The organism is Aeromicrobium sp. A1-2 (assembly GCF_003443875.1).
Lineage (GTDB): Bacteria > Actinomycetota > Actinomycetes > Propionibacteriales > Nocardioidaceae > Aeromicrobium.
Genome location: NZ_CP027482.1, coordinates 549,666 through 571,160, shown reverse-complemented (window position 1 = coordinate 571,160; position 21,495 = coordinate 549,666). Strand labels below are relative to the sequence as shown.

The 21,495-nt window shown below is 63.7% G+C and carries 17 protein-coding genes, 1 tRNA gene and 1 pseudogene; 10 read left to right on the top strand and 9 right to left on the bottom strand.

Annotated features, from left to right (window positions below; genetic code table 11):
* Positions 1 to 406: 406 nt before the first annotated feature.
* The 4 genes from C6I20_RS02800 (at position 407) to C6I20_RS02785 (ending at position 3,933) form a co-directional block, all read left to right on the top strand.
* Entirely contained in the window at positions 407 to 970 is a 564-nt protein-coding gene (locus C6I20_RS02800) for a DUF305 domain-containing protein (protein ID WP_118394567.1), read from the top strand.
* Between the two features lie 66 nt (positions 971 to 1,036).
* On the top strand, positions 1,037 to 1,894 hold the full coding sequence (locus C6I20_RS02795) for a F510_1955 family glycosylhydrolase (protein WP_162891077.1): 858 nt from the start codon (positions 1,037 to 1,039) through the stop codon (positions 1,892 to 1,894).
* A 137-nt stretch (positions 1,895 to 2,031) separates the two neighbouring features.
* Positions 2,032 to 2,628, top strand: a complete 597-nt coding sequence (locus C6I20_RS02790) for a DUF3152 domain-containing protein (RefSeq protein ID WP_371682677.1) — start codon at positions 2,032 to 2,034, stop codon at positions 2,626 to 2,628.
* Positions 2,629 to 2,742: 114 nt separating this feature from the next.
* Positions 2,743 to 3,933, top strand: a complete 1,191-nt coding sequence (locus C6I20_RS02785; protein ID WP_162891076.1) for a YibE/F family protein — start codon at positions 2,743 to 2,745, stop codon at positions 3,931 to 3,933.
* A gap of 93 nt (positions 3,934 to 4,026) precedes the next feature.
* Here C6I20_RS02785 and C6I20_RS02780 read toward each other — a convergent pair whose 3' ends face one another.
* The 3 genes from C6I20_RS02780 to C6I20_RS02770 form a co-directional block, all read right to left on the bottom strand.
* Positions 4,027 to 5,409: an APC family permease gene (locus C6I20_RS02780; protein ID WP_216822972.1), complete on the bottom strand. Its 1,383-nt coding sequence runs from the start codon at positions 5,407 to 5,409 to the stop codon at positions 4,027 to 4,029.
* Between the two features lie 6 nt (positions 5,410 to 5,415).
* Positions 5,416 to 7,758 (bottom strand): heavy metal translocating P-type ATPase, encoded by a 2,343-nt coding sequence (locus C6I20_RS02775; protein ID WP_118394562.1) that lies wholly within the window; start codon positions 7,756 to 7,758, stop codon positions 5,416 to 5,418.
* Positions 7,759 to 7,862: 104 nt separating this feature from the next.
* The gene (locus tag C6I20_RS02770; protein ID WP_118394561.1) at positions 7,863 to 8,087 is read right to left on the bottom strand and encodes an SHOCT domain-containing protein; all 225 of its coding nucleotides are present in this window, start codon (positions 8,085 to 8,087) and stop codon (positions 7,863 to 7,865) included.
* 314 nt (positions 8,088 to 8,401) lie between these two features.
* Between C6I20_RS02770 and C6I20_RS02765 the strand changes: the two genes are divergently transcribed.
* Both C6I20_RS02765 and C6I20_RS02760 read left to right on the top strand, forming a co-directional pair.
* Entirely contained in the window at positions 8,402 to 8,782 is a 381-nt protein-coding gene (locus tag C6I20_RS02765) for a metalloregulator ArsR/SmtB family transcription factor (protein ID WP_118398523.1), read from the top strand.
* Positions 8,779 to 9,816 carry a cation diffusion facilitator family transporter gene (locus tag C6I20_RS02760; protein WP_118394560.1) on the top strand — a complete coding sequence of 346 codons (1,038 nt, stop codon included), beginning with the start codon at positions 8,779 to 8,781 and terminating at the stop codon, positions 9,814 to 9,816. The genes C6I20_RS02765 and C6I20_RS02760 overlap by 4 nt, the downstream gene beginning before the upstream one ends.
* 480 nt (positions 9,817 to 10,296) lie before the next feature.
* Here the strand turns inward: C6I20_RS02760 and C6I20_RS02755 are convergent, their stop codons facing one another.
* Entirely contained in the window at positions 10,297 to 11,715 is a 1,419-nt protein-coding gene (locus C6I20_RS02755; protein WP_118394559.1) for a hypothetical protein, read from the bottom strand.
* 402 nt (positions 11,716 to 12,117) lie between these two features.
* Between C6I20_RS02755 and C6I20_RS17570 the strand changes: the two are divergent.
* Positions 12,118 to 12,255, top strand: a pseudogene (locus tag C6I20_RS17570) (aldolase/citrate lyase family protein); the annotation flags it as partial.
* A 162-nt stretch (positions 12,256 to 12,417) separates the two neighbouring features.
* Here C6I20_RS17570 and C6I20_RS02745 read toward each other — a convergent pair.
* Positions 12,418 to 13,146 (bottom strand): PaaX family transcriptional regulator C-terminal domain-containing protein, encoded by a 729-nt coding sequence (locus tag C6I20_RS02745; protein ID WP_118394558.1) that lies wholly within the window; start codon positions 13,144 to 13,146, stop codon positions 12,418 to 12,420.
* Between the two features lie 63 nt (positions 13,147 to 13,209).
* Between C6I20_RS02745 and C6I20_RS02740 the strand changes: the two genes are divergently transcribed.
* The 3 genes from C6I20_RS02740 to C6I20_RS02730 are packed head-to-tail and all read left to right on the top strand — an operon-like array spanning position 13,210 to position 16,671.
* A complete protein-coding gene (locus tag C6I20_RS02740; RefSeq protein WP_118394557.1) occupies positions 13,210 to 14,838 on the top strand; it encodes an acyl-CoA dehydrogenase family protein in 1,629 nt (542 codons plus the stop codon).
* Positions 14,835 to 15,599: a crotonase/enoyl-CoA hydratase family protein gene (locus tag C6I20_RS02735; RefSeq protein ID WP_118394556.1), complete on the top strand. Its 765-nt coding sequence runs from the start codon at positions 14,835 to 14,837 to the stop codon at positions 15,597 to 15,599. The genes C6I20_RS02740 and C6I20_RS02735 overlap by 4 nt, the downstream gene beginning before the upstream one ends.
* 25 nt (positions 15,600 to 15,624) lie before the next feature.
* A complete protein-coding gene (locus C6I20_RS02730) occupies positions 15,625 to 16,671 on the top strand; it encodes a crotonase/enoyl-CoA hydratase family protein (protein WP_118394555.1) in 1,047 nt (348 codons plus the stop codon).
* A gap of 83 nt (positions 16,672 to 16,754) precedes the next feature.
* On the opposite strand, the gene C6I20_RS02725 is transcribed toward C6I20_RS02730, so the two are convergent.
* From C6I20_RS02725 to C6I20_RS02710, 4 genes are all read right to left on the bottom strand, one after another.
* A tRNA-Met gene (locus tag C6I20_RS02725) sits at positions 16,755 to 16,828 on the bottom strand.
* Positions 16,829 to 16,971: 143 nt separating this feature from the next.
* Positions 16,972 to 19,893, bottom strand: coding sequence for a UPF0182 family protein (locus C6I20_RS02720; RefSeq protein WP_118394554.1), 2,922 nt, complete (start codon positions 19,891 to 19,893; stop codon positions 16,972 to 16,974).
* Between the two features lie 30 nt (positions 19,894 to 19,923).
* Positions 19,924 to 20,433 (bottom strand): PPA1309 family protein, encoded by a 510-nt coding sequence (locus C6I20_RS02715; RefSeq protein WP_118394553.1) that lies wholly within the window; start codon positions 20,431 to 20,433, stop codon positions 19,924 to 19,926.
* A complete protein-coding gene (locus tag C6I20_RS02710) occupies positions 20,424 to 21,494 on the bottom strand; it encodes a PDZ domain-containing protein (RefSeq protein ID WP_118394552.1) in 1,071 nt (356 codons plus the stop codon). The genes C6I20_RS02715 and C6I20_RS02710 overlap by 10 nt, the downstream gene beginning before the upstream one ends.
* Between the last annotated feature and the right edge of the window lies 1 nt (position 21,495).

The following is a 21,495-nucleotide window of genomic DNA, read 5'->3' as shown; positions in this document are numbered from 1 at the left end:
GCACGATGTCCTGGCAAATCAAGGCGACGATCTGGCGGCTCATCATGCGCCGCTAGCCACCGCTCAGTCCGACACAAGGTCTACTCCCATCGCGCCGGGCACGGCTCACCAGATACAGGCCGTTGGGCACGGCAGTGAGCAGACCCTGTCTGGGCAATCGTCAGATTGCTGCGGCATGCTCATGCTCTGCATTTCGATGATCATGGGTGTGGGTGCCCTGCTGTTCATCCGTCGCAAGGTTGCAGACCGTGTGCTCTGGCAGCTTCCCCCGCCTTCGCGACTTCAAGATCTGGTACGCGTTTCGCCCTTTCTAGGGCTCACGCAATTTCAACGCTGTTCGATCCTGAGGTGCTGACGGGCGCCGTCGCAAGCCCCCCCCCCCAGTCAGCACATTTGAAGGAGAACTATGCGTATCAAACCTGTTTTTGCGACCCTTGTGGTCGCCGTCTCGCTGATCGGCTTGTCTGCGTGTTCAGACGATTCGTCCGCGAAGAATTTCAACGACGCAGATGTGTCATTTGCCCAAGGCATGATTCCGCACCACCGTCAGGCCACCGAGATGGCTGCCCTCGCCGACCGCCGAAGCGCCGACCCGGCCGTGCTGGACCTGGCATCGGAGATCATCGCCGCCCAGCAACCGGAGATCGACGCCATGAGTGGTTGGCTCAAGTCGTGGGATGAGGAGGTCCCGAGCGAGAGCGACGAGATGGACAACATGGATCACGGATCGTCGTCCGACATGCCGGGCATGATGAGTAGCGATGACTTAGCGTCACTTGAGGCCGCAACGGGTTCGGCATTCGACACGGCGTTCTTGACGATGATGATCGAGCATCACGAGGGCGCTATTGAGATGGCGACGACTGAGGAGTCCGACGGCAGGTACTCGCATGCTGTCACATTGGCCAAGAAGATCCAGAAGGATCAGGCGGCGGAAATCGTGACGATGGAATCACTCCTTCAGCGATGAGAAAACTGCCCGGCCGCGTGAACGCGCGGCCGGGCAGGCCCCCACAAGAGATCCGCGAGAGAATCCATGTCACGTACCCGGTCTATCGCCGTGCGCCTAGCCGCGTTCGGCCTGACTCTGTCTTCCATCGCCGCCTGCAGCACCAACAACCAATCGCCCCCAGAGCCGCCATCGGTTGGCCTTGGCCACATTCACGGTATCGGCGAGAACCCGTCCGACAAGATGATCTATATCGCCACCCACACAGGTGTCTACCGGCTCAACTCGGGCAAGCCTGAGCTCATCGCTAACCGCTACCAGGACACGATGGGCTTTGCGATCGCTGGGCCCGATGAGTTCCTTGCAAGTGGTCACCCGGCGCTCAACAGCAATGACCCCACCCCCCTCGGCTTGATCCGATCAACTGATCTCGCCGAATCATGGACACCGATTGCGTTCGCCGGTGAGCAGGATTTTCACGCCATCGACGTCGCGGCCGGTCGCACATACGCGTACGGATCCACCGGTGAACTGCTTGTCATGCAAGGCCAGACGACGTGGAAGAAGGTCGCTCAAGCCGAACTGATCGACATCGCCGCCGATCCCACCACGCCCGGGAAAGTATTCGCGACGACCACCAACGGGCGACTCGTCACGTTCAGCGAGAACGGCAGTGGCGCGCCTTTCCCGGTATCCCCAGACGCGCCTCCGATGGCCCTCATCGACGTCACGTCACAAGGAGCGATCGTCGGGGTCAACCCTTCAGGTCAGGTGTTTGTTGGCGACAACCAGGGCGAAAACTGGGAGAAGGTGGCCGTTGTTGCAGGTACCCCCGAGGCAATCAGCGTGCGGAGCGACACTTGGTACGCGGCGACGCAGAGCGGCGTCTACGGGTCGTCAGACGAAGGTCAGTCCTGGCGGCAGCTCTTGAAGATCCAGATGTGACTCCCGCACATCGACATCGTCGTAAGCGTCGACCGCGAACTCTAACGCTCGCATTGGCGACCGCGCTTGTGGCGGCGCTGGTCGTTCAATTCGGCTTTCGCCAGAGTGCGCCACAGCCCGTCGAAACCGAATCGAACATGACCTTTGGGGCGACTCTGCCCGAGCCGCAACCCCCCTCCGCGACGCCACCTGTCGCGAGCACTACACCGATGCCCATAGTCGTGCCCAGAACTGGCAACGGAAAGCTGAACGTCGCCCCAGGGACATCCGCGCGAGTCGGGAGCGGTGAGCTGATCGAGTACAGAGTGGAAGTCGAAGACAACCTGCCTGTGGACCCTGCCACCTTCGCAAGGATCGTCGCTGCGACCTTGGGCGATGACCGTGGGTGGACCAAGAGCGGTCGATACGCATTCCGCCGCACTCCCACCGCACCCCTGCGCATCGTCCTTAGTTCACCGGCCACGACCGACAAGTTGTGCGCACCCATCCAGACACGAGGCGAGGTCTCCTGTCGCAACGGCAACGTCGTCGCCATCAACGCCTTGCGCTGGATTGAGGGAGCAGATTCATACGGCGACGACATCGATCGCTACCGGCAATACGTGGTCAACCATGAAGTCGGACACACCTTTGGTCTCGGTCACCAAGGATGTCCAGGACCCGGCCGCAAAGCCCCCGTCATGCTGCAACAGACCAAAGGTCTCCAAGGCTGCAAATCGAATCCTTGGCCATGAACATCTCTACCCGTTGCCGAGCAATCCACATGTAGCGCCCGCCGCCCGCCTGAAAGGCTGCACATGCATTCACACTCATCTGAAAGTCACGATGACCTACCGACTCGGCTTGCTGTGAAAGTCGTCTCCTCGATCATCGTCGCGCTCGTCATTGTTCTCACGACAATCGGCGTGATAGCCCTCTGGCCGGATTCGAACGCGGTTCCGAAGGACCAGAACCCATACAGCGGCCCGGGTGTGAGCATCATCAAGGCAACCGTGACCAAATCCCAACCGCTGGAATGTGGCAGCGGCGGCGAAGGACCGGACGGCATCACAGAAGTGGCCGGCAAATGTGCGGATGTCACGGCAACCACAAGTTCGGGAACTGCCAGGTTCACTCTGGACGCCGCCCGAGCCAAAGCAGGTATCGAGGTCGGCGACAAGATCACGGTAGTCAAGTTTGCCCAACAGGGTCAGCCAACGGCCTACGAGTTCTACGACTTCCAGCGCGGCCTTCCGCTCACCCTGTTGGCCATTGCCTTCGCGATCTTGGTCGTTGCCGTGGCTCGATGGCGTGGCCTGTTCGCCATGGTCGGCATCGCCGTGACACTCCTGGCACTGACAAAATTCATGCTGCCCGCATTTCTCGCCGGGGGGAATCCGCTCCTTGTCGCGGTCGTTGGCTCAACCGGGATCATGCTCGTGGTTCTCTACCTGGCACACGGCATATCCATCCGGACCACATCAGCACTGTTTGGAACACTCGCTGGCCTGGCCATCACAGCCGTGCTGGGCCTCGGTGCGAGTGGCTGGTCGCATCTAACCGGAATTGGATCAGAGGACGACACTCTGCTGGCGGCGGTCGCGCCGCTTGCCAACATCTCCGGTGTTGTTGCCGCTGCCATGGTCGTGGCGGGGCTCGGGGTGCTAAACGACGTGACTGTAACCCAGGCCAGCGCGGTGTGGGAACTGCGAGCGGCGAAACCGGATGCGGGAGCTCTTGAGATCTTTGCCTCGGCAATGCGAATCGGGCGGGACCACATCGCTTCCAGCGTGTACACCCTTGTCTTTGCTTATGCCGGATCGGCGATGACAGTTCTGCTGCTCATCGTAGCTTACCAGCGAGGGCTCGCTGAGATGGCGACGACCGAACAGATCGCCCAAGAAGTCGTACGCACGCTCGTTGGTGCCATCGGGCTTGTGCTCGCCGTACCGATCACCACAGCGTTCGCCGTGATGATGGCGCCCCCACCGCCCGATATCCAGTTCCAGCCGCCTCTAGCTGGCCCGCAGCCAGGGCGCCGCAGGGCAACAGCCAACTAGGGGCGTCGCAGGACTCGTCTGATCCCGGCGTGGCTGGTGGGACGGATGGCGCATCTCTGCTGAACCTTTCACCCTTAGGGTTCAACCCTGCGCCTACATGCCCATGGTCCCGTCGGGGCGTGTGTGAGAGCGCATCAGGACACGTTCGCCGACAACGATGAGAACTATTCCCGCGCCCGCGACGTAGAGACTCAGCATGTCGGTGGAAGCGCGGACCCAGACGAACGCGGCGAGCACGACCACATCAAGAACGATGGCAATCACAACGATGGCCGGGTTGAAGTCGATTCGGGTTCGGAGCCTGGTGAGTAGTCCCCAGTGGATGGCGATGTCCATGATCAGGTAGTAGATCGCACCCAGGGCTGCGATCCTGCTCAGGTCCAATGTGGCAGCCAAGGCCATCGCAAAGGCAACGGTGTAAACCGTTGCATGGATGCGTACCGTGCCGGGCATCCCGAAGTGGCGATGGGGAACTTGATTCATACGCGTGAGCATGGTCAGCAACCTCGACGATGCGAAGACGCTGGCCATCACGCCTGAGGCCGTCGCAACGATGGCCAAAATGACTGTGAACCACACACCGGCGCTACCGACGGCGGGCCGCGCCGCCTCGGCCAAGCTGAAGTCCTCGGCGGCGAGGATCTCCGGCAAGGTGAGGTTGCCGGCCACTGCCGTGGCGATGGCCAGATAGATGACCGTGCAGATGCTCAGGGCGAGAATGATCGCTCTGCCGGTGTTGCGGTGGGGGTCGACGATGTCGCCGCCACTGTTGGTGATGGTCGTAAACCCCTTGTAAGCCAGGATCGCCAGCGCGACCGCCGCAAGGAACCCCTGAACTGAAGTATCGATCCCGGCCGCGGTCGTCCCGTTCGTGAAGTTCGCGGCAGAAGCAAGCCAGAGGCCGAGGACGGCGAACAGTCCGAGGCCGACAATCTTCACGGCCGCCATCGAACGTTGGCTGACCTCGATGGCCCGGTTCCCGGCGACGTTGACCACAAATGCGGTGACGAGCAGCCCGACGGCGAAGATCGGGACCCACAGTGAGACTGGTTCGAGGCCGACGATCTGCAGGACGTAGGCACCGAAGGTGCGGGCGACCAAACTCTGACTTATCACCATGGAGACGTACATCAAGATTGCGAAAACGCCTGTCGCCACCCCAGGGCCGTAAGCCTCACGGAGGAACTTGGCTACACCTCCCCAGGATGGGTAGGCATTGGACAGCTTCACGTAGGAGTAGGCGCTGAAGGCGACGACCACAGCGGCGACGACGAAGGCGACCGGGAACAAGTTGCCCGCCAGCCGGGCGGTTTGCCCGGTAAGAGCGAAGATCCCAGCGCCGATCATGACGCCGGTTCCAAGCGAAACCGCTCCGACGAGCGTGAGGCTGCCGGGCGCATCCTCGGGCGATCGGTCGTTGCCGGGTGGGGAGTTCATCTCCATGCCGGCCTCTTCATCGTGGCCGCCGCTGGCCACCTCGGACTACAGCTTCTGTGCGCGGAGTCGGAGCGCATTCCCGATCACGCTCACCGACGATAGCGCCATGGCTGCGGCAGCAACGATCGGTGACAGCAGCAACCCGAAGAAGGGATAGAGCACACCCGCAGCAAGTGGGATGCCAGCGCCGTTGTAGATGAAGGCGAACACTAGATTCTGCCGAATGTTCGACATCGTGGCGTGTGACAAGTTCTTGGCGCGCACAATCCCGGTCAGATCACCTCCGAGCAGGGTCACACCGGCGCTCTCGATCGCCACGTCGGTGCCTGAACCCATCGCGATGCCGACATCGGCAGCGGCAAGGGCTGGCGCGTCGTTCACGCCGTCGCCCGCCATGGCGACGACTCGACCTTCCGCGCGCAATCGTTCGACAACTGCGCTCTTTTGATCCGGCAGTACCTCAGCCTCGACCTCATCGATGCCGAGTTCCCGCGCCACAGCGTCGGCTGTCGTCCGATTATCACCGGTGAGCATCACGACTCGGACACCCTGCTCATGCAGCCCAGCGAGCGCCTGCCGGGTCGTCTCCTTGATCGGATCGGCGATGGCAAAGACCGCAGCCAATCGACCATCCACGGCGGCGAAGATCGCAGTGGCGCCGTCTGCGCGAAGCTCGTCTGCCTTGTCTGCCAGCGCTGCGGTGTCAACGCCCTCTGAGGCGAGGAATGCAGTATTTCCGAGCGACACCTTCTTGCCCTCGACGGTGCCGAACACTCCCTTCCCCACTGGCGAGTCGAAGTCGATCACCTCCGGAACCTGAAGCCCTGCCTTCTCTGCTGCCTCCACAATGGCGAGCCCCAAAGGGTGCTCAGAGGCGCGTTCAACGCTGGCCGCGAGTCGCAACAGCTCGTCTGCGTCGAAGCCGGCGCTCGGCAGAATCTGGGTCACCGAAGGTCGCCCTTCGGTCAGGGTGCCTGTCTTGTCCACGACGAGTGTGTCCACCTTTTCGAGCACCTCGAGCGCTTCTGCATTCTTTATGAGGACGCCGAGCTTTGCACCGCGCCCGACGCCCACCATGATCGACATCGGAGTCGCAAGCCCGAGCGCACATGGGCAGGCGATGATCAGCACCGATACCGCGACGATCAGCGCGTGGGCGAGCCTCGGATCAGGCCCGACCAAGGCCCAGACGATGAAGGCCACAACGGCAACCACGATCACGACAGGCACAAACATGCCCGCGACCTTGTCAGCCAACTTTTGGATCGGCGCGCGCGAACGCTGTGCCGCCGCAACCATGGCGACAATCCCGGCCAGCATGCTGTCCCGGCCGATCTTCTCCGCCTCGATCACCAGCGCCCCGGTCTGGTTGACCGTCCCTCCGATCACCTTGTCGCCAGTGGCCTTGGTCATCGGCATCGACTCACCGGTCACCAAGGACTCATCGAGCGAGGAGCGTCCGTCCACCACTACGCCGTCAACCGGCACCTTCTCGCCTGGACGCACGCGGACCCGGTCACCAAGCTGGAGCGCATCGATCGGCACCTCCTCCTCGGCACCGTCGGCACCGATTCGCCGCGCTGACTTGGGCGCGAGGTCGAGCAAAGCCTTGATCGCACCAGACGTTTGCTCACGCGCTCGAAGCTCAAGAACCTGACCGAGCAAAACCAGCACTGTGATGACAGCCGCAGCCTCGAAGTAGACGTCAACAGTTCCGCCCATGGACCTGAAAGCATCCGGGAAAATACCCGGCACGATCGTCGCCACGACGCTGTAGGTCCAGGCGACGCCGGTGCCAAGGGCGATCAGGGTGAACATGTTGAGGTTGCGGGTACGCAGCGATCGCCACCCGCGGACGAAGAACGGCCAGCCCGCCCACAACACCACAGGTGTGGCCAACACCAACTGAATCCAGACCGAGACCTTGACTGGAACCGCATCGTTGACGCCTGAGAACAGGTGGCCACCCATCTCCAACACGAACACCGGGATAGCCAGTACGAGCCCGAGCCAGAAGCGACGCGTCATATAGGCGAGTTCGGGGTTAGGTCCGGAATCGGTGGTGACCTCCATCGGTTCGAGCGCCATACCGCAGATCGGGCAAGACCCAGGGCCGGGCATCCGGATCTCCGGGTGCATTGGGCACGTGTACTCAACGTCCTCCGGCCCAGTCGCGGCGTGGTTCAGTTCAGGTGCCTCGACGTATTTGCCCGGATCAGCTTCGAACTTCGACATGCAACCCTCGGAACAGAAGTAGTACGTCTCCTCGGCGTGACTTGAACGGAGTTCGATTGCGTGAGGGTCGATGGACATTCCACAAACGGGATCGATTACCAGATCGGAGTCGGTAGCGTCCGTCTTCATATCACCCCGCGAGTGATCGCTCATGGTTGCTCCTAGGCGTTGGTCCGTACTACGGATGGTATACGGGCGGCTTGAAGCGTTATTCTCCCCGGATACCGCCGGTATCGGCCGAGCCGTCCGTGAGTGAGTCAGCGACCAGCACGTAGGATTTCGCGGCGGGATTGGTATTCTTCAGCGTCAATCTCGCCGCGAGCGAAACGCTCATCCAAAGTCTGCAAAGGCGTCCGTCCGACGAATTCCTCCCCAGGCGGACGAGTGGTCCAGTTCTTCCGTATGACGAACACAGCGGCTACCAACAACGACCAGAAGGCCACCATCGCGAAACTCATCGTGACCCAGTCGTTCGAACCCATGTTGTGATCGTTCCACCACATAATCGTTCCAATCGCTTGTTGCTGAGACCTGCGTAGAATCACACCCAATTTGCGTGGCAGCTCATTTCGTCTGTCCGGCCTAACCATTTTCACGCGGACAATGCGTCTGGCTCAGGATCGAAAGCCCTCAACAGTCGGGACGGAAGTCCCGTTCGACTCGAATGTGGCTGCTTGCTGACTCCGCGGCACCTACGGCCCAAGGTGCCGCTTCGGCTCTGCCTTGGCGCTCGTCAGCGTTTGCGCATCCATGTGCGCCGACGAACTGCCGCGCGCGGCCAATGTACTATCTGCGTATGCATGCAGATAGATCACTGGTCCTGCCGTCGGCGGACGAAGTTGACCTGGCAGTTGAAGTGTTTCGAATGCTGTCAGATGGGACTCGTCTGACGCTGCTCTGGTGCCTGGTCGAAAACGAAATGTCGGTCGGGGAGCTCGCCGTCGCAGTGGGTAGGTCGGCCGCGGCCGTCTCGCAGCACCTAGCGAAGCTACGCCTGGCTCGACTAGTCCAAACACGCCGCGCTGGCAACACGATCTTCTACCGACTGGAAAATGATCACGCGCGCCAACTGGTGCTCGACGGCATCCACCACGCCGAGCACCAAGGCACGGTCCTGCCCGCCCACCACCGAGTCGATGCCGACGTCAGCGTTCTGCCCAGATCGAACAATTCATGAGGAATCCGAACGATCAGCCAGACACTCACATCGAAGAGCACGGCCATCATCACGACGACGAGCACGCGCACCCCGGCGGGCTACGGGGGTTCTTCCTCTCGATCTTCAAACCGCACAGTCATGACGCGGCCGACTCGATCGACGATGCGTTGGAGTCCAGCCGCGAAGGGATCCGTGCACTGAAGATCAGCCTCGTGGTGCTGCTGGCCACAGCAGCCGCGCAGCTGATCGTTGTCCTCTTCACCGGGTCGGTCGCACTGTTGGCAGACACAATCCACAACTTCTCCGACGCCCTGACCGCCGTGCCACTTTGGGTCGCCTTCGTTCTTGTCCGCAGACCGCCCACCAAGCGATTCACCTACGGCCTGGGACGCGTCGAAGACATCGCCGGCCTGTTCATCGTATTGATGATCGCCCTGTCAGCGGTCATCGCCGGCTACGAATCGATCTTGAGGCTCATCAACCCCAGGGACATCACCAACGCATGGGTTGTCCTGGCTGCCGGAGTCATCGGATTTGGAGGAAATGAACTCGTCGCGGTCTACCGGATTCGGGTTGGGCGCAAGATCGGCTCCGCTGCCCTGGTGGCCGATGGTCTGCACGCCCGCACGGACGGATTCACCTCGCTGGCCGTAGCCGTAGGCGCCATCGGTGTGATGGCAGGTTTTCCCTTGGCCGATCCAATTGTCGGACTCCTGATCACCGTCGCCATCCTCGTCGTACTCAAAGGTGCCGCTACCGAGGTCTTCCGCCGGCTTCTTGATGGTGTCGAGCCTGCGCTGGTCGACCAGGCCGAATCATTGCTCGCGACCACACTGGGAGTGATCAGAGTGAACTCGATCCAGCTCCGATGGATTGGACACCAACTCCATGTAGAAGCCGGCATCAACGTCGAGGGAACGCTCGACCTTCGCGCCGCGCACCACATCGCCCACCTCGCGGAGGAACGCCTACGCGAGGCCATCCCCAAGCTCACCACAGCCACCGTGCACGTCAGCCCAGCCGCCTCCGCCTTGCCAGCAGCCGACCTGTGAGCCGTTGGCTCTCGAACCGAAAGGAGCAACTGGGACTGCCCCGAGTTTGGTTGAGATCTTGACCTGCCCCCAGCCTGGTCGTGCAGCAGTCCCCTCCGACCCACTGACTGGCGAATGGAGCGAACTTGAACGCGGCGGATTGACGCCGTGCACCAAAGCGCAGGAGGCGGCAGATCAGGACGTCGCTAGAAGACTTCGCATCGCGAAGCCTTTAGTCGTCATCGAGTGTCACATCATGGTCGGATGAACTCTTCGAGGACTTCGACGCTTCCGCCGAACTGCAAGTTGGGACTTCCCTTGGCGACGGCGACGGCGCCTTCGATGGAGTCGAACTCGACCATGGATGCCCCGCGAACTTCACCGTTGGCATCGGTGACGTCGGTTGAGGTCGAGGTGCCTACTCGTGATCTATCCCACGGCCCGTTGACGCGCGAAGGGGAGCCGCCGTGTGGCGACTCCCCTTCGCGTGCTCAGCCTCTGTCAGCGCCGTCCTCCGCGGAAGAAGCTCATGACCGCGCCGACCATTGCGCGCAGGAGACCACGAGCGCCGTGAGACTCCTCGGTGACTGACCTCTGCACCGGCGGCAGGCTCAGTGAATGAACCGGACCTCCGGCTGCGCTGAAGGCGTACGCCACCGGGCTCCGCTTCTTGAGCATCAGCGCGCCGGCCGCAGCCAGCGGCCCTGAAAAGAGAAGCATCCACAGCGGCACGCCACCTGTGTCGGGAAGCATGTCGTCCTCACGCGCAACGACCTTGTCCACCGGCGTCACCCCTGGAGTCGGATCATCGTCACCGTCGTTGGTGCCGTTGCAGTCAGTCCCTACCGGCTGGTCGCCCGGGATAGTCGGGCAACCGTCAACGCCTGTGCCGGGCTGAGTGCAATCAGTCCCCACTGGCTGGTTACCAGGGATGTCGGGGCACACATCAACCACCGGAGGGACATAACCCGGGCAGTTCACGAGCTCTTCGTCACCCGGCTGTTCGTTGCCCACCGCATAACGAATGGCAATCGAGTCCTGTGCATCCGGGAACTGGAACGGGAATGTCCCGGTGAAGGTGTTGCCGAGTGTCGCCTCACTCACCACGATGATGTGATCCGGCGTCCCCGGCGGTGTCCCGACGTACTTGCAGACGACGACCTTTTTCTCGTCCGCCACCACGATATTGCAGTCCGTGCCCTCCGGCTGATTGCCCGGGATGTTGTCGCACGCATCGATCACAGGCGGCATGCAGTCAGTGCCGACCGGCTGGTTGCCAGGAATGTCCGGGCATACATCAGTAGCCGGCGGCGTGCAGTCAGACCCGACCGGCTGATCGCCGGGAATGTCCGGACATACATCAGTAGCCGGCGGCGTGCAGTCAGTCCCGACCGACTGGTTACCAGGAATGTCCGGGCAAACGTCAACTACCGGCGGGACGTAACCCGGGCAGTTCACGAGCTCTTCGTCACCGGGCTGCTCGTTACCTATCGCGTAACGGATGGCGACCGAGTCTTGGGCATCCGAGAACGCGTACGGGAACGTCCCGCCGAAGTCCTTCAGCGTGTTGACGCTGACCACAATGATGTGATCCGGCGTTCCCGGTGGTGTCCCGACGTACTTGCAAACCACGACTTTCTTGTCGTCAGCGGCCGCGGCAGCAGTCTCCCCAGTCGTTGTGCCGGAACCCGGCTTGCTAGCGGCTGGCTGCACCGAAGCCTTCTTCGGCGCCACGGGGGCTGCTTTGACCACCGCAGGCTGCGCGTCTGGAGCCGGCGAAGCCTCCGCCGGCCCATTTGTGGCTGGCTCAGCGGCCGCGCCAACCGTTGTGTCGCTCGTCGCAGCCTCATCAGCGACGGCGGGCTGCGCGAGGAAAACGCACGCACTCACCATCGAGAGAACAAGCAGAATCTTCTTCATAACGGATCCCCATCCGCGTGCTGCCCGTGTCGGGGCATAGTTTCCGCCGTCGAGGGAGTTCGGCGACGGTCCATGGCTGAGGGGAAGGAATCGGGCCACGACTTGCTAAGTTCAACTCCTCCAATCGGCGAGAGTTACGGACACAAGGCCACGATTACGCTGGAATACCAACCGAATTGCGAAGATGACTCATCCCGGCCAGAAAACGTAGTCCCAACGAGTCATGCGCCAGCCGAGTCGTGCGTTGAGCCCACGCAAACAGGAGGCATGTGCACCCGGGCTCCCATCGGCCAAGGGTTGGCCTAGCTGTGACCCCCGCCCTGGGCGCCAGTACGCCAAGCTGTACATGCTCGGCGCCAACGTGCGGGCCTTCAAGAAGCCAAGGGACTTGACGCCGACGCGCTGATCCTCGATCTGGAGGACGCCGTCTCCCCCGACGCCAAGGTCGACGCCCGCGAACGCGTATGCGCCGCCGTGACCTCCGGAGAGTACGGCCACCGCGAGCTCGCGATCCGGATCTACGGCATCGGCACCGAGTGGCACGACGCCGACATCGCCGCCGCCACCATGGCCGGTCCCGACGCATTGGTCGTGCCCACATTCCGGTTGCAATGGTCGAGGAGATCACCTAGCGGTCGACCGGATGCGCACGACCAATGCGGCGATAAGACGCAGCTTCCGATTGGCCAAGTGCGCAGCTGCCTAGGGACGGGTCAGCGCTCGCAGGTCTCGTTGGTATGCGGCGTACGCGGCCCGGAGGTCGGCTCCGGGCCAGCCGGGTGGTCGGAGCTCAGCGGGCAAAAGCGGGTCGGCGTTGAGATGGCGAACGACTTGCGCTCCCACCGCGAGCCTGATGGCCGGGGCTTGTGTGTCCCTGAGCCGCACGGCAAGGTCCTCAGCGCTCTTTGCCCAAGTGCCGAGGTCCCACAAACGTCGGGCGAGGTCGGCCGGGTCGCTCTCCGGTCGCGCTTGGAAGCACGTTAGGACCGGGATGTCGAGATAGGTCCTTGAGCGCCGAAGGTTCGCAGGGCGGCACCAGGTTCCTTCCCGAAGCTCGGCGAGGCGCGCCATGGTGAGGGTTTCGCGAAGTGCGGCGCGCTCCGAGCCGGGCCGGGCAGCGGCGGTGATGACAGCCATCTCCCACTCTCCACTCCACGGATCGGCCGCTTCCTGCACCGCCTCGTCCTGATGGCGCTGCCGAGCCGCGAGACGCGGACCAAGCACATAGGCCGCATCGGCGCGCAGCAGGTCGCCGGACGCCACTCCGCGAGTGAGGGCAACGCGCAGAGTCGCTGCAGAGATGCCGAAGTAGTGCCCAACCTCGGCGACCTGGCGGGACGTGATCCTGTGCGAGTCAGAGCCCATCATCAAGCTGAGGATCACCGACCGCGCGGGGAGAGGCGAGAGCAGCGCCTCGTCAGAATCGGTCATGTTCCCAAGTCTTCCATGTTACATGTCTTTACACACGTGTATTCATACCTGTAACTTCTCGGTATGACCACCACCCACGAAGTCTTCAACCAGGTTCCGCCACTGGTCGGCCACGACACGGCCGCCAACCCAGTGCTCCTTGAAGGGCTTGAGCGCGAGGGCGCCGGGTGGGCGGTTGACGAACTGCACAGTCTGGGCCGATTGGCCGGGAGTGCCGAAGCCCAGCAGCTGGGCCGGTTGGCCGAGCGGGTGCCTCCGCGGCTGCTGACGCATGACCGCACCGGTCATCGAGTTGACGAGGTCGAGTACGTACCGGCCTACCACCAGCTCATGGAGACTGCCGTCACCTACGGTCTTCACGGCACAGCCTGGGCTGATGCCCGCCCCGGTGCCCACGTGGCCCGGGCCGCCAAGACCATGGTCTGGACTGTCGACGCCGGTCACGGCTGCCCCATCTCGATGACGTACGCCGTTGTGCCCGCGCTGCGCGCGAATGCCGAGCTGGCCGCGCAGTTCGAGCCGCTGCTGACCAACCGAGAGTATGACTTCGGTCTCCGCGACCCCGCCACCAAGCGCGGGTTGATTGCTGGCATGTCGATGACCGAGAAGCAGGGCGGCTCCGACGTACGTGCCAACACGACGATCGCATCCGTGCAGGCTGACGGCACCTACACGTTGGTCGGGCACAAGTGGTTCACCTCAGCCCCGATGTCAGACCTGTTCCTGACCCTTGCTCAGACAACCTCGGGAGTCTCGTGCTTCTTCGTCCCACGGGTCCTCCCCGGGGGTGAACACAACAACATTCAGTTCATGCGACTCAAGGACAAGCTAGGCAACAAGTCCAACGCCTCGTCTGAAATCGAGTACCACGGCGCCGTGGGATGGCTGGTCGGCGAGGAAGGCCGAGGGGTGCGCACCATCGCGGAGATGGTCAACATGACCCGCCTGGACTGCGTCATCGGTGGAGCGGCAGGAATGCGTACAGCGCTCGTGACGGCCACTCACCATGCCCAGCACCGCAGTGCCTTCGGCAAGAACCTCATCGACCAACCCCTGATGCGCAATGTGTTGGCCGACCTCGCCGTGGAGACAGAGGCATCCACAGCCGCGATGCTCCGCCTGGCTGGCGCGAACGACCGCGCCATCCGCGGCCACGAGGGTGAAGCTGCCTTGCGTCGTATCGCGCTCGCGGTGAGCAAGTACTACATCTGCAAACGCGCCCCCATGGCCGTCGGCGAAGCGCTCGAGTGCTTGGGCGGAAACGGCTACATCGAGGACTTCGATCTCGCTCGTCTGTATCGGGAGATGCCGCTGCTCTCGATCTGGGAAGGCTCCGGAAACGTGGCCGCCCTCGACGCGCTCAGGGCACTGGCCCGCGAGCCGCACACCCTCGACGTGTTCTTCGGCGAAGTCGAGCTCGCGGTCGGATCAGACGTTCGTTTCGACGAAGCACTCGACAAGCTCAAGAAGGAGTTCACCTCCTTTGATGACCTCGAGCTGCGTGCTCGACGGATCGTGGAGCAGATGGCACTCGTGTTCCAAGGGTCCCTCCTGCTGCGCCACTCCCCTGCCGCCGTCGCCGATGCGTTCTGCGCGACTCGACTCGACCGCGACTGGGGCGGAGCGTTTGGCACCCTCCCGTCCGGCCTCGATCTCGATCCGATCATCGACCGCGCTCTGGTCGAAATGTGACCATCCACGTCGAGAAACGCAGCCCCGTCACGGTGGTGACTCTCGAGCGTCCCGAGGTGCGCAACGCCGTCGACACCCCGCATGCCTCGGCGCTCTACGAAGCCTTTCTCGAGTTCGACACAGATGACACGGCCAGCGTCGCGGTGCTCACTGGCGCCGGTGGATACTTCTGCGCCGGTGCCGACTTGAAGGCCGTCAGCACCGGCACCATGACCGCCGAGCCGCCCACGGTGGAGGGTCCTGGTCCGATGGGCCCCACCCGGATGAAGCTTTCCAAACCGGTCATCGCCGCGGTTGACGGTCACGCCGTTGCCGGCGGACTGGAGCTCGCATTGTGGTGCGACTTGCGAGTGGCAGACCCTGAAGCCGTGTTCGGTGTCTACTGCCGCCGCTGGGGCGTTCCCCTCATCGACGGAGGGACCGTTCGGCTGCCCAGACTCATCGGACTCTCGCGCGCGCTTGATCTCATCCTCAGCGGTCGACCAGTCGACGCTGCGGAGGCACTCCAGATTGGCCTGGCCAACCGCGTCAGCGCACCGGGCGAGGCTCTCGCGGAGGCCATCACACTGGCCGAGCAGCTGGCTGCATTCCCACAGATCTGCATGCGCGGTGACCGACTCTCCGCCTACGAACAATGCGGACTCACCGAGACCGACGCCATCGGAGCCGAGTGGGAGCACGGCACGCGCGCCCTCCAGGAAGCCATAGCCGGCGCCACCAATTTCGCCCAAGGACAAGGCCGACACGGCGCCTTCAACTGACCGGCCGACGACCCAGGAGCCTCACGTGAACAGCAACCCCGACACTAACTCCCCGACCACGACGCCAGAGCCCGGAGGTGCTCCTTGGAGAGCCGGCTCGTTCGAAGGGGCCAACTCCCCATTCGCCCACACCGCACCACCAGACCATGAGCCGCCCACCTACAAGACACTGACGTACGAGGTCGACGGGCGCGTAGCCCGCCTCACCTTCAACCGGCCCGACCAGGGCAACTCGATCACCGCTGACACCCCGATCGAGCTGGCACATGCAGTCGAGCAGGCCGACCTGGATCCCCGTGTACACGTGATCGTCCTCAGCGGACGCGGCAAAGGTTTCTGCGGCGGCTACGACCTCGCCGCGACCGCAGAGAACCTGATGGACGGCGGGCTCGGCCTCAGCCACGGCACAGCGGGCACAGTGCTCGACCCGGTCGTACAGATGACCAACCACGATCCCGCCGGCACCTGGGACCCGATGGTCGACTACGCCATGATGAGCCGCTTCACCAAGGGCTTCGCCAGCCTGCTCCACGCCAACAAGCCGACCGTCGCCAAGATCCACGGCTTCTGCGTCGCCGGAGGTACCGACATAGCCCTGCACTGCGACCAGATCGTGATCGCCGCCGACGCCAAAATCGGCTACCCACCCACACGCGTATGGGGTGTCCCATCCGCTGGCATGTGGGCGCACCGGCTCGGCGACCAACGGGCCAAACGACTACTACTCACGGGCGACTGCCTCAGCGGCAAGGAAGCCGCCGAGTGGGGCCTCGCAATCGAGGCGCCCTCGCCTGAGGATCTCGACGAGCGCACCGAGATCCTGGTGCAGCGGATCGCCGCTATGCCGCTCAACCAACTGATGATGGTCAAGCTCGCACTCAACGCCGCGCTGCTGGCTCAAGGCGTACAGAACAGCCAGATGATCAGCACCGTGTTCGACGGCATCTCCCGCCACACCCGCGAAGGCTATGCGTTCCAGCAACGCGCAGCCGAGGCTGGATTCAGAGATGCCGTACGGGAGCGTGACTCCGCTCCGTACGGCGACTTCGGCCCGTCCGCCAACAAGGACTAGCCCGGCTCCCTAGCGAACGGTCTGCCTCGAAATGCAGGGCATGACGAAGGCCCTCACAGTTTCCTGTGAGGGCCTTCATTTTGTAGCGGGGACAGGATTTGAACCTGTGACCTCTGGGTTATGAGCCCAGCGAGCTACCGAGCTGCTCCACCCCGCGTCGCTTTGGATTACTTTACGGGCTCACGCCCTGAGGATCAAATCGGGGTCGTGAGGCCCTGACCTGCTGGGACGAACATCGCCGGGGCACAGGAGATTTCCTGTGCCCGGGCGATGCCTACCGATGCGGCAAACCGCAGCTGACTACTTCTTGGCGGCCGCGTTCTCGGTGTCGACAGCCTTTTGGGCTTCGGCGATCGCGTCGGCCATCTGGTTGATCCGTCGCTGATACGTCGACAGGTCGCCCTTCTTGAGCGCGTCCTGCGCGTCCTCGTAGTAGCCCGTGGCGTCGTCGAGCAACGCCGCGGCCGTCTTCTGGGCCGGCGTCTCCCCGCCCGTGTCCGTCGGTGTCGTCGTGTCGTCCGGCACCACACCGGCCTCCAACCCGAGCGCGACCCGCAGGGCCTCGTCGAGCGTCTGGCCGAAGCCGACGTCCTTGCCGAATGACGCGATGACGAACTGCAGGACCGGATAGGAGCCCTCGATCGCGCTTCGCTTGATGTAAACCGGCTGGACGTACAGCAACCCGTTGCCGACCGGGAGGGTCAGCAGGTTGCCGTACAGGATCGTCGCGGTCTTGGACTGCTGGTACTGCAGCAGCGCCTGCGAGACGCCCTTGTCGGTCTGGAACGCGTTGGCAATCTGGCTCGGACCCTGGATCTGCGTCTCACTGGGGAGCTGCAGGATCTGCATCTTGCCGTAGTTCTCGGTGTCGGTGGCCTCGGAGTTGACCGAGACGAACGCCGCAAGGTTCTGCCTGCTGTTGGGCAGGTAGACGCTGGTGACCGAGAACTTCGGGACGTCCTCACCCGGGCGCGCGGTCGACAGGTAGTACGGCGGCTGCAGGGCGTTCGACCCCGTCGGAGCGGTCGGGTCCTCCGGCACCTTCCAACGCTCGCCGTCCTCGTAGAACGTCTGCGCGTCGGTCACGTGGTAGCGCTGCAGCACGTCGCGCTGCACCTTGAACAGGTCGACCGGGTAGCGCAGGTGCTCCATGAGAGCGTTGCTGATCTTGGTCTTGGGCTCCACGACGTTGGGGAAGACCTTCATCCACGTCTTGAGTACCGGGTCCTTGGTGTCCCACTGGTAGAGCTTGACGCTGCCGTCGTACGCGTCGACGACGGCCTTGACCGAGTTGCGCAGGTAGTTGACCTGATCGGTCGGCAGGGCCGCCTGCGACTCACCGTCGGTCAAGGTGTCGGCCGTCGCATCCCGCAGCGAGCGATGGTACGAGTACGGGTACGAGTTGCTGGTCGTGTAGCCGTCCACGATCCAGACGACACGTCCGTCGACGACGGCGGGGTACGTGTCGCCGTCGATGGTCAGCCACGGCGCGACCTTCTGGACGCGGTTGCGCGGCTCACGGTCGTAGAGGATCTTCGACTCGGAGTTGACCCGGTTCGACAGCACGATGTTGGGCTCGGCGAACTTGAACGCGTACAGCGCCTTGTTGAACAGATTGCCGATCGGCACGCCACCCTTGCCGTCGTACGTGTTCTGGGTCGCGTTGTCCTCGGCGGCGTCGTCGTTCGACGCACCGCCACGCGGGATGTCGACCTCGATCGGCGCCTCACCCTTGGGCCGTCCGACGATCGAGTACGAGGGCGACTGCTCACCGAAGTAGATGCGCGGCGGCGTCGTGGTCTTGATCTCGCCGACCGGCGGGATGTCCCGAGCGACGAACACGGGCTCACCGTTCGGACCGCGCTGGTTGCCGCGGGCAGCGATGATGCCATAGCCGTGGGTGTAGACCGTGTGGTCGTTGGCCCAGTTGCGCTGGCTCGACTGGAGTCCGGAGAGGTTGATCTCACGGGCCGCGATGATGGTGTCCTGCGGCTGCTCCTCATCGCCCAGCTTGTAGCGGTCGACGTCCAGCGTCGGCGGCACGGCGTAGTAGCCGCGCACCTGCTGGAGCTGCTCGAACGCATCAGAGATCAACGTCGGGTCCAGCAGTCGGGTGCTGACCCGCGACTCGGCCGACGAGGCGAGCTCGGCCGGCGTCAGCGCGGTCTTCGCCGAGTAGGACTCGACCTTGACGTCATTGACCCCGTAGGCCTCGCGCGTCGCCTCGATGTTCTTGGCGATGTACGGGCCCTCCTTGTCCGGCTCGGACGGCTTGACCTGGAATCCCTGCATGACCGCGGGCCAGATGGCACCGATCAGGATCGAGCTCAGCGCGAGCAGGCCTAGGCCCATTGCGGGCAGCGCCCACGAACGTATGAAGATCGCCGCGAAGAACAGCAGCGCGCACACGATCGCGACGCCGATCAAGATGTTCTTGCTGGGGATCCGGGCGTTGGCATCGGTGTACGTGACGCCGTCGACCAAACCGCCGGAGCCGACCATCAGGCCGAACCGGTCGAGGTAGTACGACACGGCCTTCAGCAGGACACCGAGGCCGACGAGCACCGACAGGTGCACCTGCGCGGCGCGGGTCAGCTTGGGGCCGCGTCCGGCGACGCGGATGCCGCCGTAGACATAGTTGAGGAACACCACCGCCAGGACGGTGATGACGATCAGCGCGAACGAGTACGACGTGAGGAAGCGCCACCACGGGTACTCGAACACGTAGTAGCTGACGTCCTTGCCGAACTGCGGATCCTTGGTGCCGAACGGCGTGCTGTTGCGCCACATCTTGTACGTGTCCCAGTGCGCCGCGGCGATCGACCCGGCGAAGCCGGTGAGCACCAGGCCCAGCCCGATCGCAATGGGGCGCAGCATCGGGGTGAGGGCCAGGCGATAGCGGTACGCCGGGTCATCGCGACGCATCGGCGCGGCGTCGGGGCGCAGCCGGAACGCGAGGATCAGGTTGCCGATCACGAACAGGCCAAAGATCAGTCCGAGGACCAGGAACAACGAGACCCGGGCGAAAAGCACGCTCCGGAACACGTCGGAGTAGCCGACCGACTTGAACCACAGTCGGTCGGTCCACACGCTGGTGAAGATCGAGCCGAGGAACAACAGCAGCGCCAGAGTGACCAGCGTGGGCACAATGACCCGTTGCCGGCGATCAGGCGCCTTGCTGGGCGGTCGACCGGGGCGGGGTGTTCCGAAGATGTCGCTCACGTGGCTCCTGGATAACGGGGTGACATGACTCTATGCCAGAGTGCGAAGAAGGTGCTCGATCAGTCCGGGGACGAGATCGGGACCTTCGAGCAGCTCAGCATCGATGGGTTCTCTGGCGCGTACGGTGCTGTGGGTGCGGCCGTCACGCGTGATGGCGGCGACAAGCCTGACCTCGCGACGGTCCGGATGTGCCGCCACGGCGGCGAGCAGCTCGTCGGGGTCGTCCGGCAGCGAAGCCTCGGCCTCGGGGGGCAGCATGATGCGCTCGACAACAGCGGCGCAACCGGCAACGGCGTCAGGCCACACGATCTCGGTGAGCAGATCCTCGAGCTCGCGGTCTCCCGACAGCTCCTGCTCGATCGGCGTGATGCTGTCCGGGTCGGCGGAGAGTTGGTCGGCGAGGCCCGGCTCGCGGGCGACCAGATCAGCGGTCGGCACGAGCGCGAACAGGCGAGGTGCCTGGTCCCAGCCCTCGGTGGCGACGTGGGCCTCGACCTCGAGGGCGACCCGGCGCAGGGGCGAGTCGGGCATCAGCTGCATGTGGGCACCGTAGCCGTTGAGTCCTTGGCGAGGGCCTCGAGCGAGGAGATCGCGTCCTTGAGCTTGGTGATCTTGACGAGCCTGAGGCCGTCGTCGTCACCGTCGCTGGCCTCGGCACAGTTGGCGGCCGGGACCAGGAAGATCGTGGCTCCGGCGGCCGAAGCGCCGGCCATCTTCTGTCGTACGCCGCCGATCGGTCCGACCGTACCGTCGGGGAGCATCTCCCCCGTGCCGGCGATCCGCTTGCCGCCGGTCAAGGAGCGGGGGGTCAGGTTGTCGTAGATCGCGAGGGCGAACATCGCGCCGGCGCTGGGCCCGCCGATCTGGCTGCCGACGTTGTTGGTGATCGAGATCGGGTAGCGGTACTTCTCGCCCAACGTGATGCCGATGCGCGGGATCGTCGCGTCATCGGCGTCCGGCAGGCTCACGATCGACACTTCTGTCGTCACGCCCTTGCGCTCGACGGTCATGTCGATGGTGTCGCCGGGCTCGTGGACGCCCACGGCCTTGACCGTCTGGTCCGGATTGCTGACCTCGGTGCCGTCGACCTTGGTCACGATGTCGCCGACCTTCAGCACCTTCTCGGAGGCGCCGCCCTTGACCAGGCTGGTCACCGCCACCTGGCTCGTCACGGTGTAGCCGGCCTCACGCAGCGCCGCGACCCGGGAGGAGTCCTTGGAGCTGCTCAGCTCGGCCGCCGATTCGGCGGTCGACTGCTTGTTGGACTGGTTGTCGGGGTAGATCAGTGACTTCGGGACGACCGCGTTGTCCCGATCGAGGTACGCCGTGATCGCCTCGGCCAGCGAGAGGTTGCCGCCGGGCCGGGTGACCGAGACGGTCGTGAAGTCCAGCGAACCTGTCGTCGGGTACGTCGTGACGTCCTTGCCGAACGTGAACGTCGGCTTGCCGTCGAAGTCGCCGAGCGTGTCGAAGGCGGGGCCCGGCTTCAGCGTCACGTACGGCACGGGCACGATGAATGCCAGGGTGCTCAGCACAATCAGCGAGACCGTCGCCACGACCATGGTCGTGTAGCGAGTGCTCAGCTTCGACGGGTCGGACACA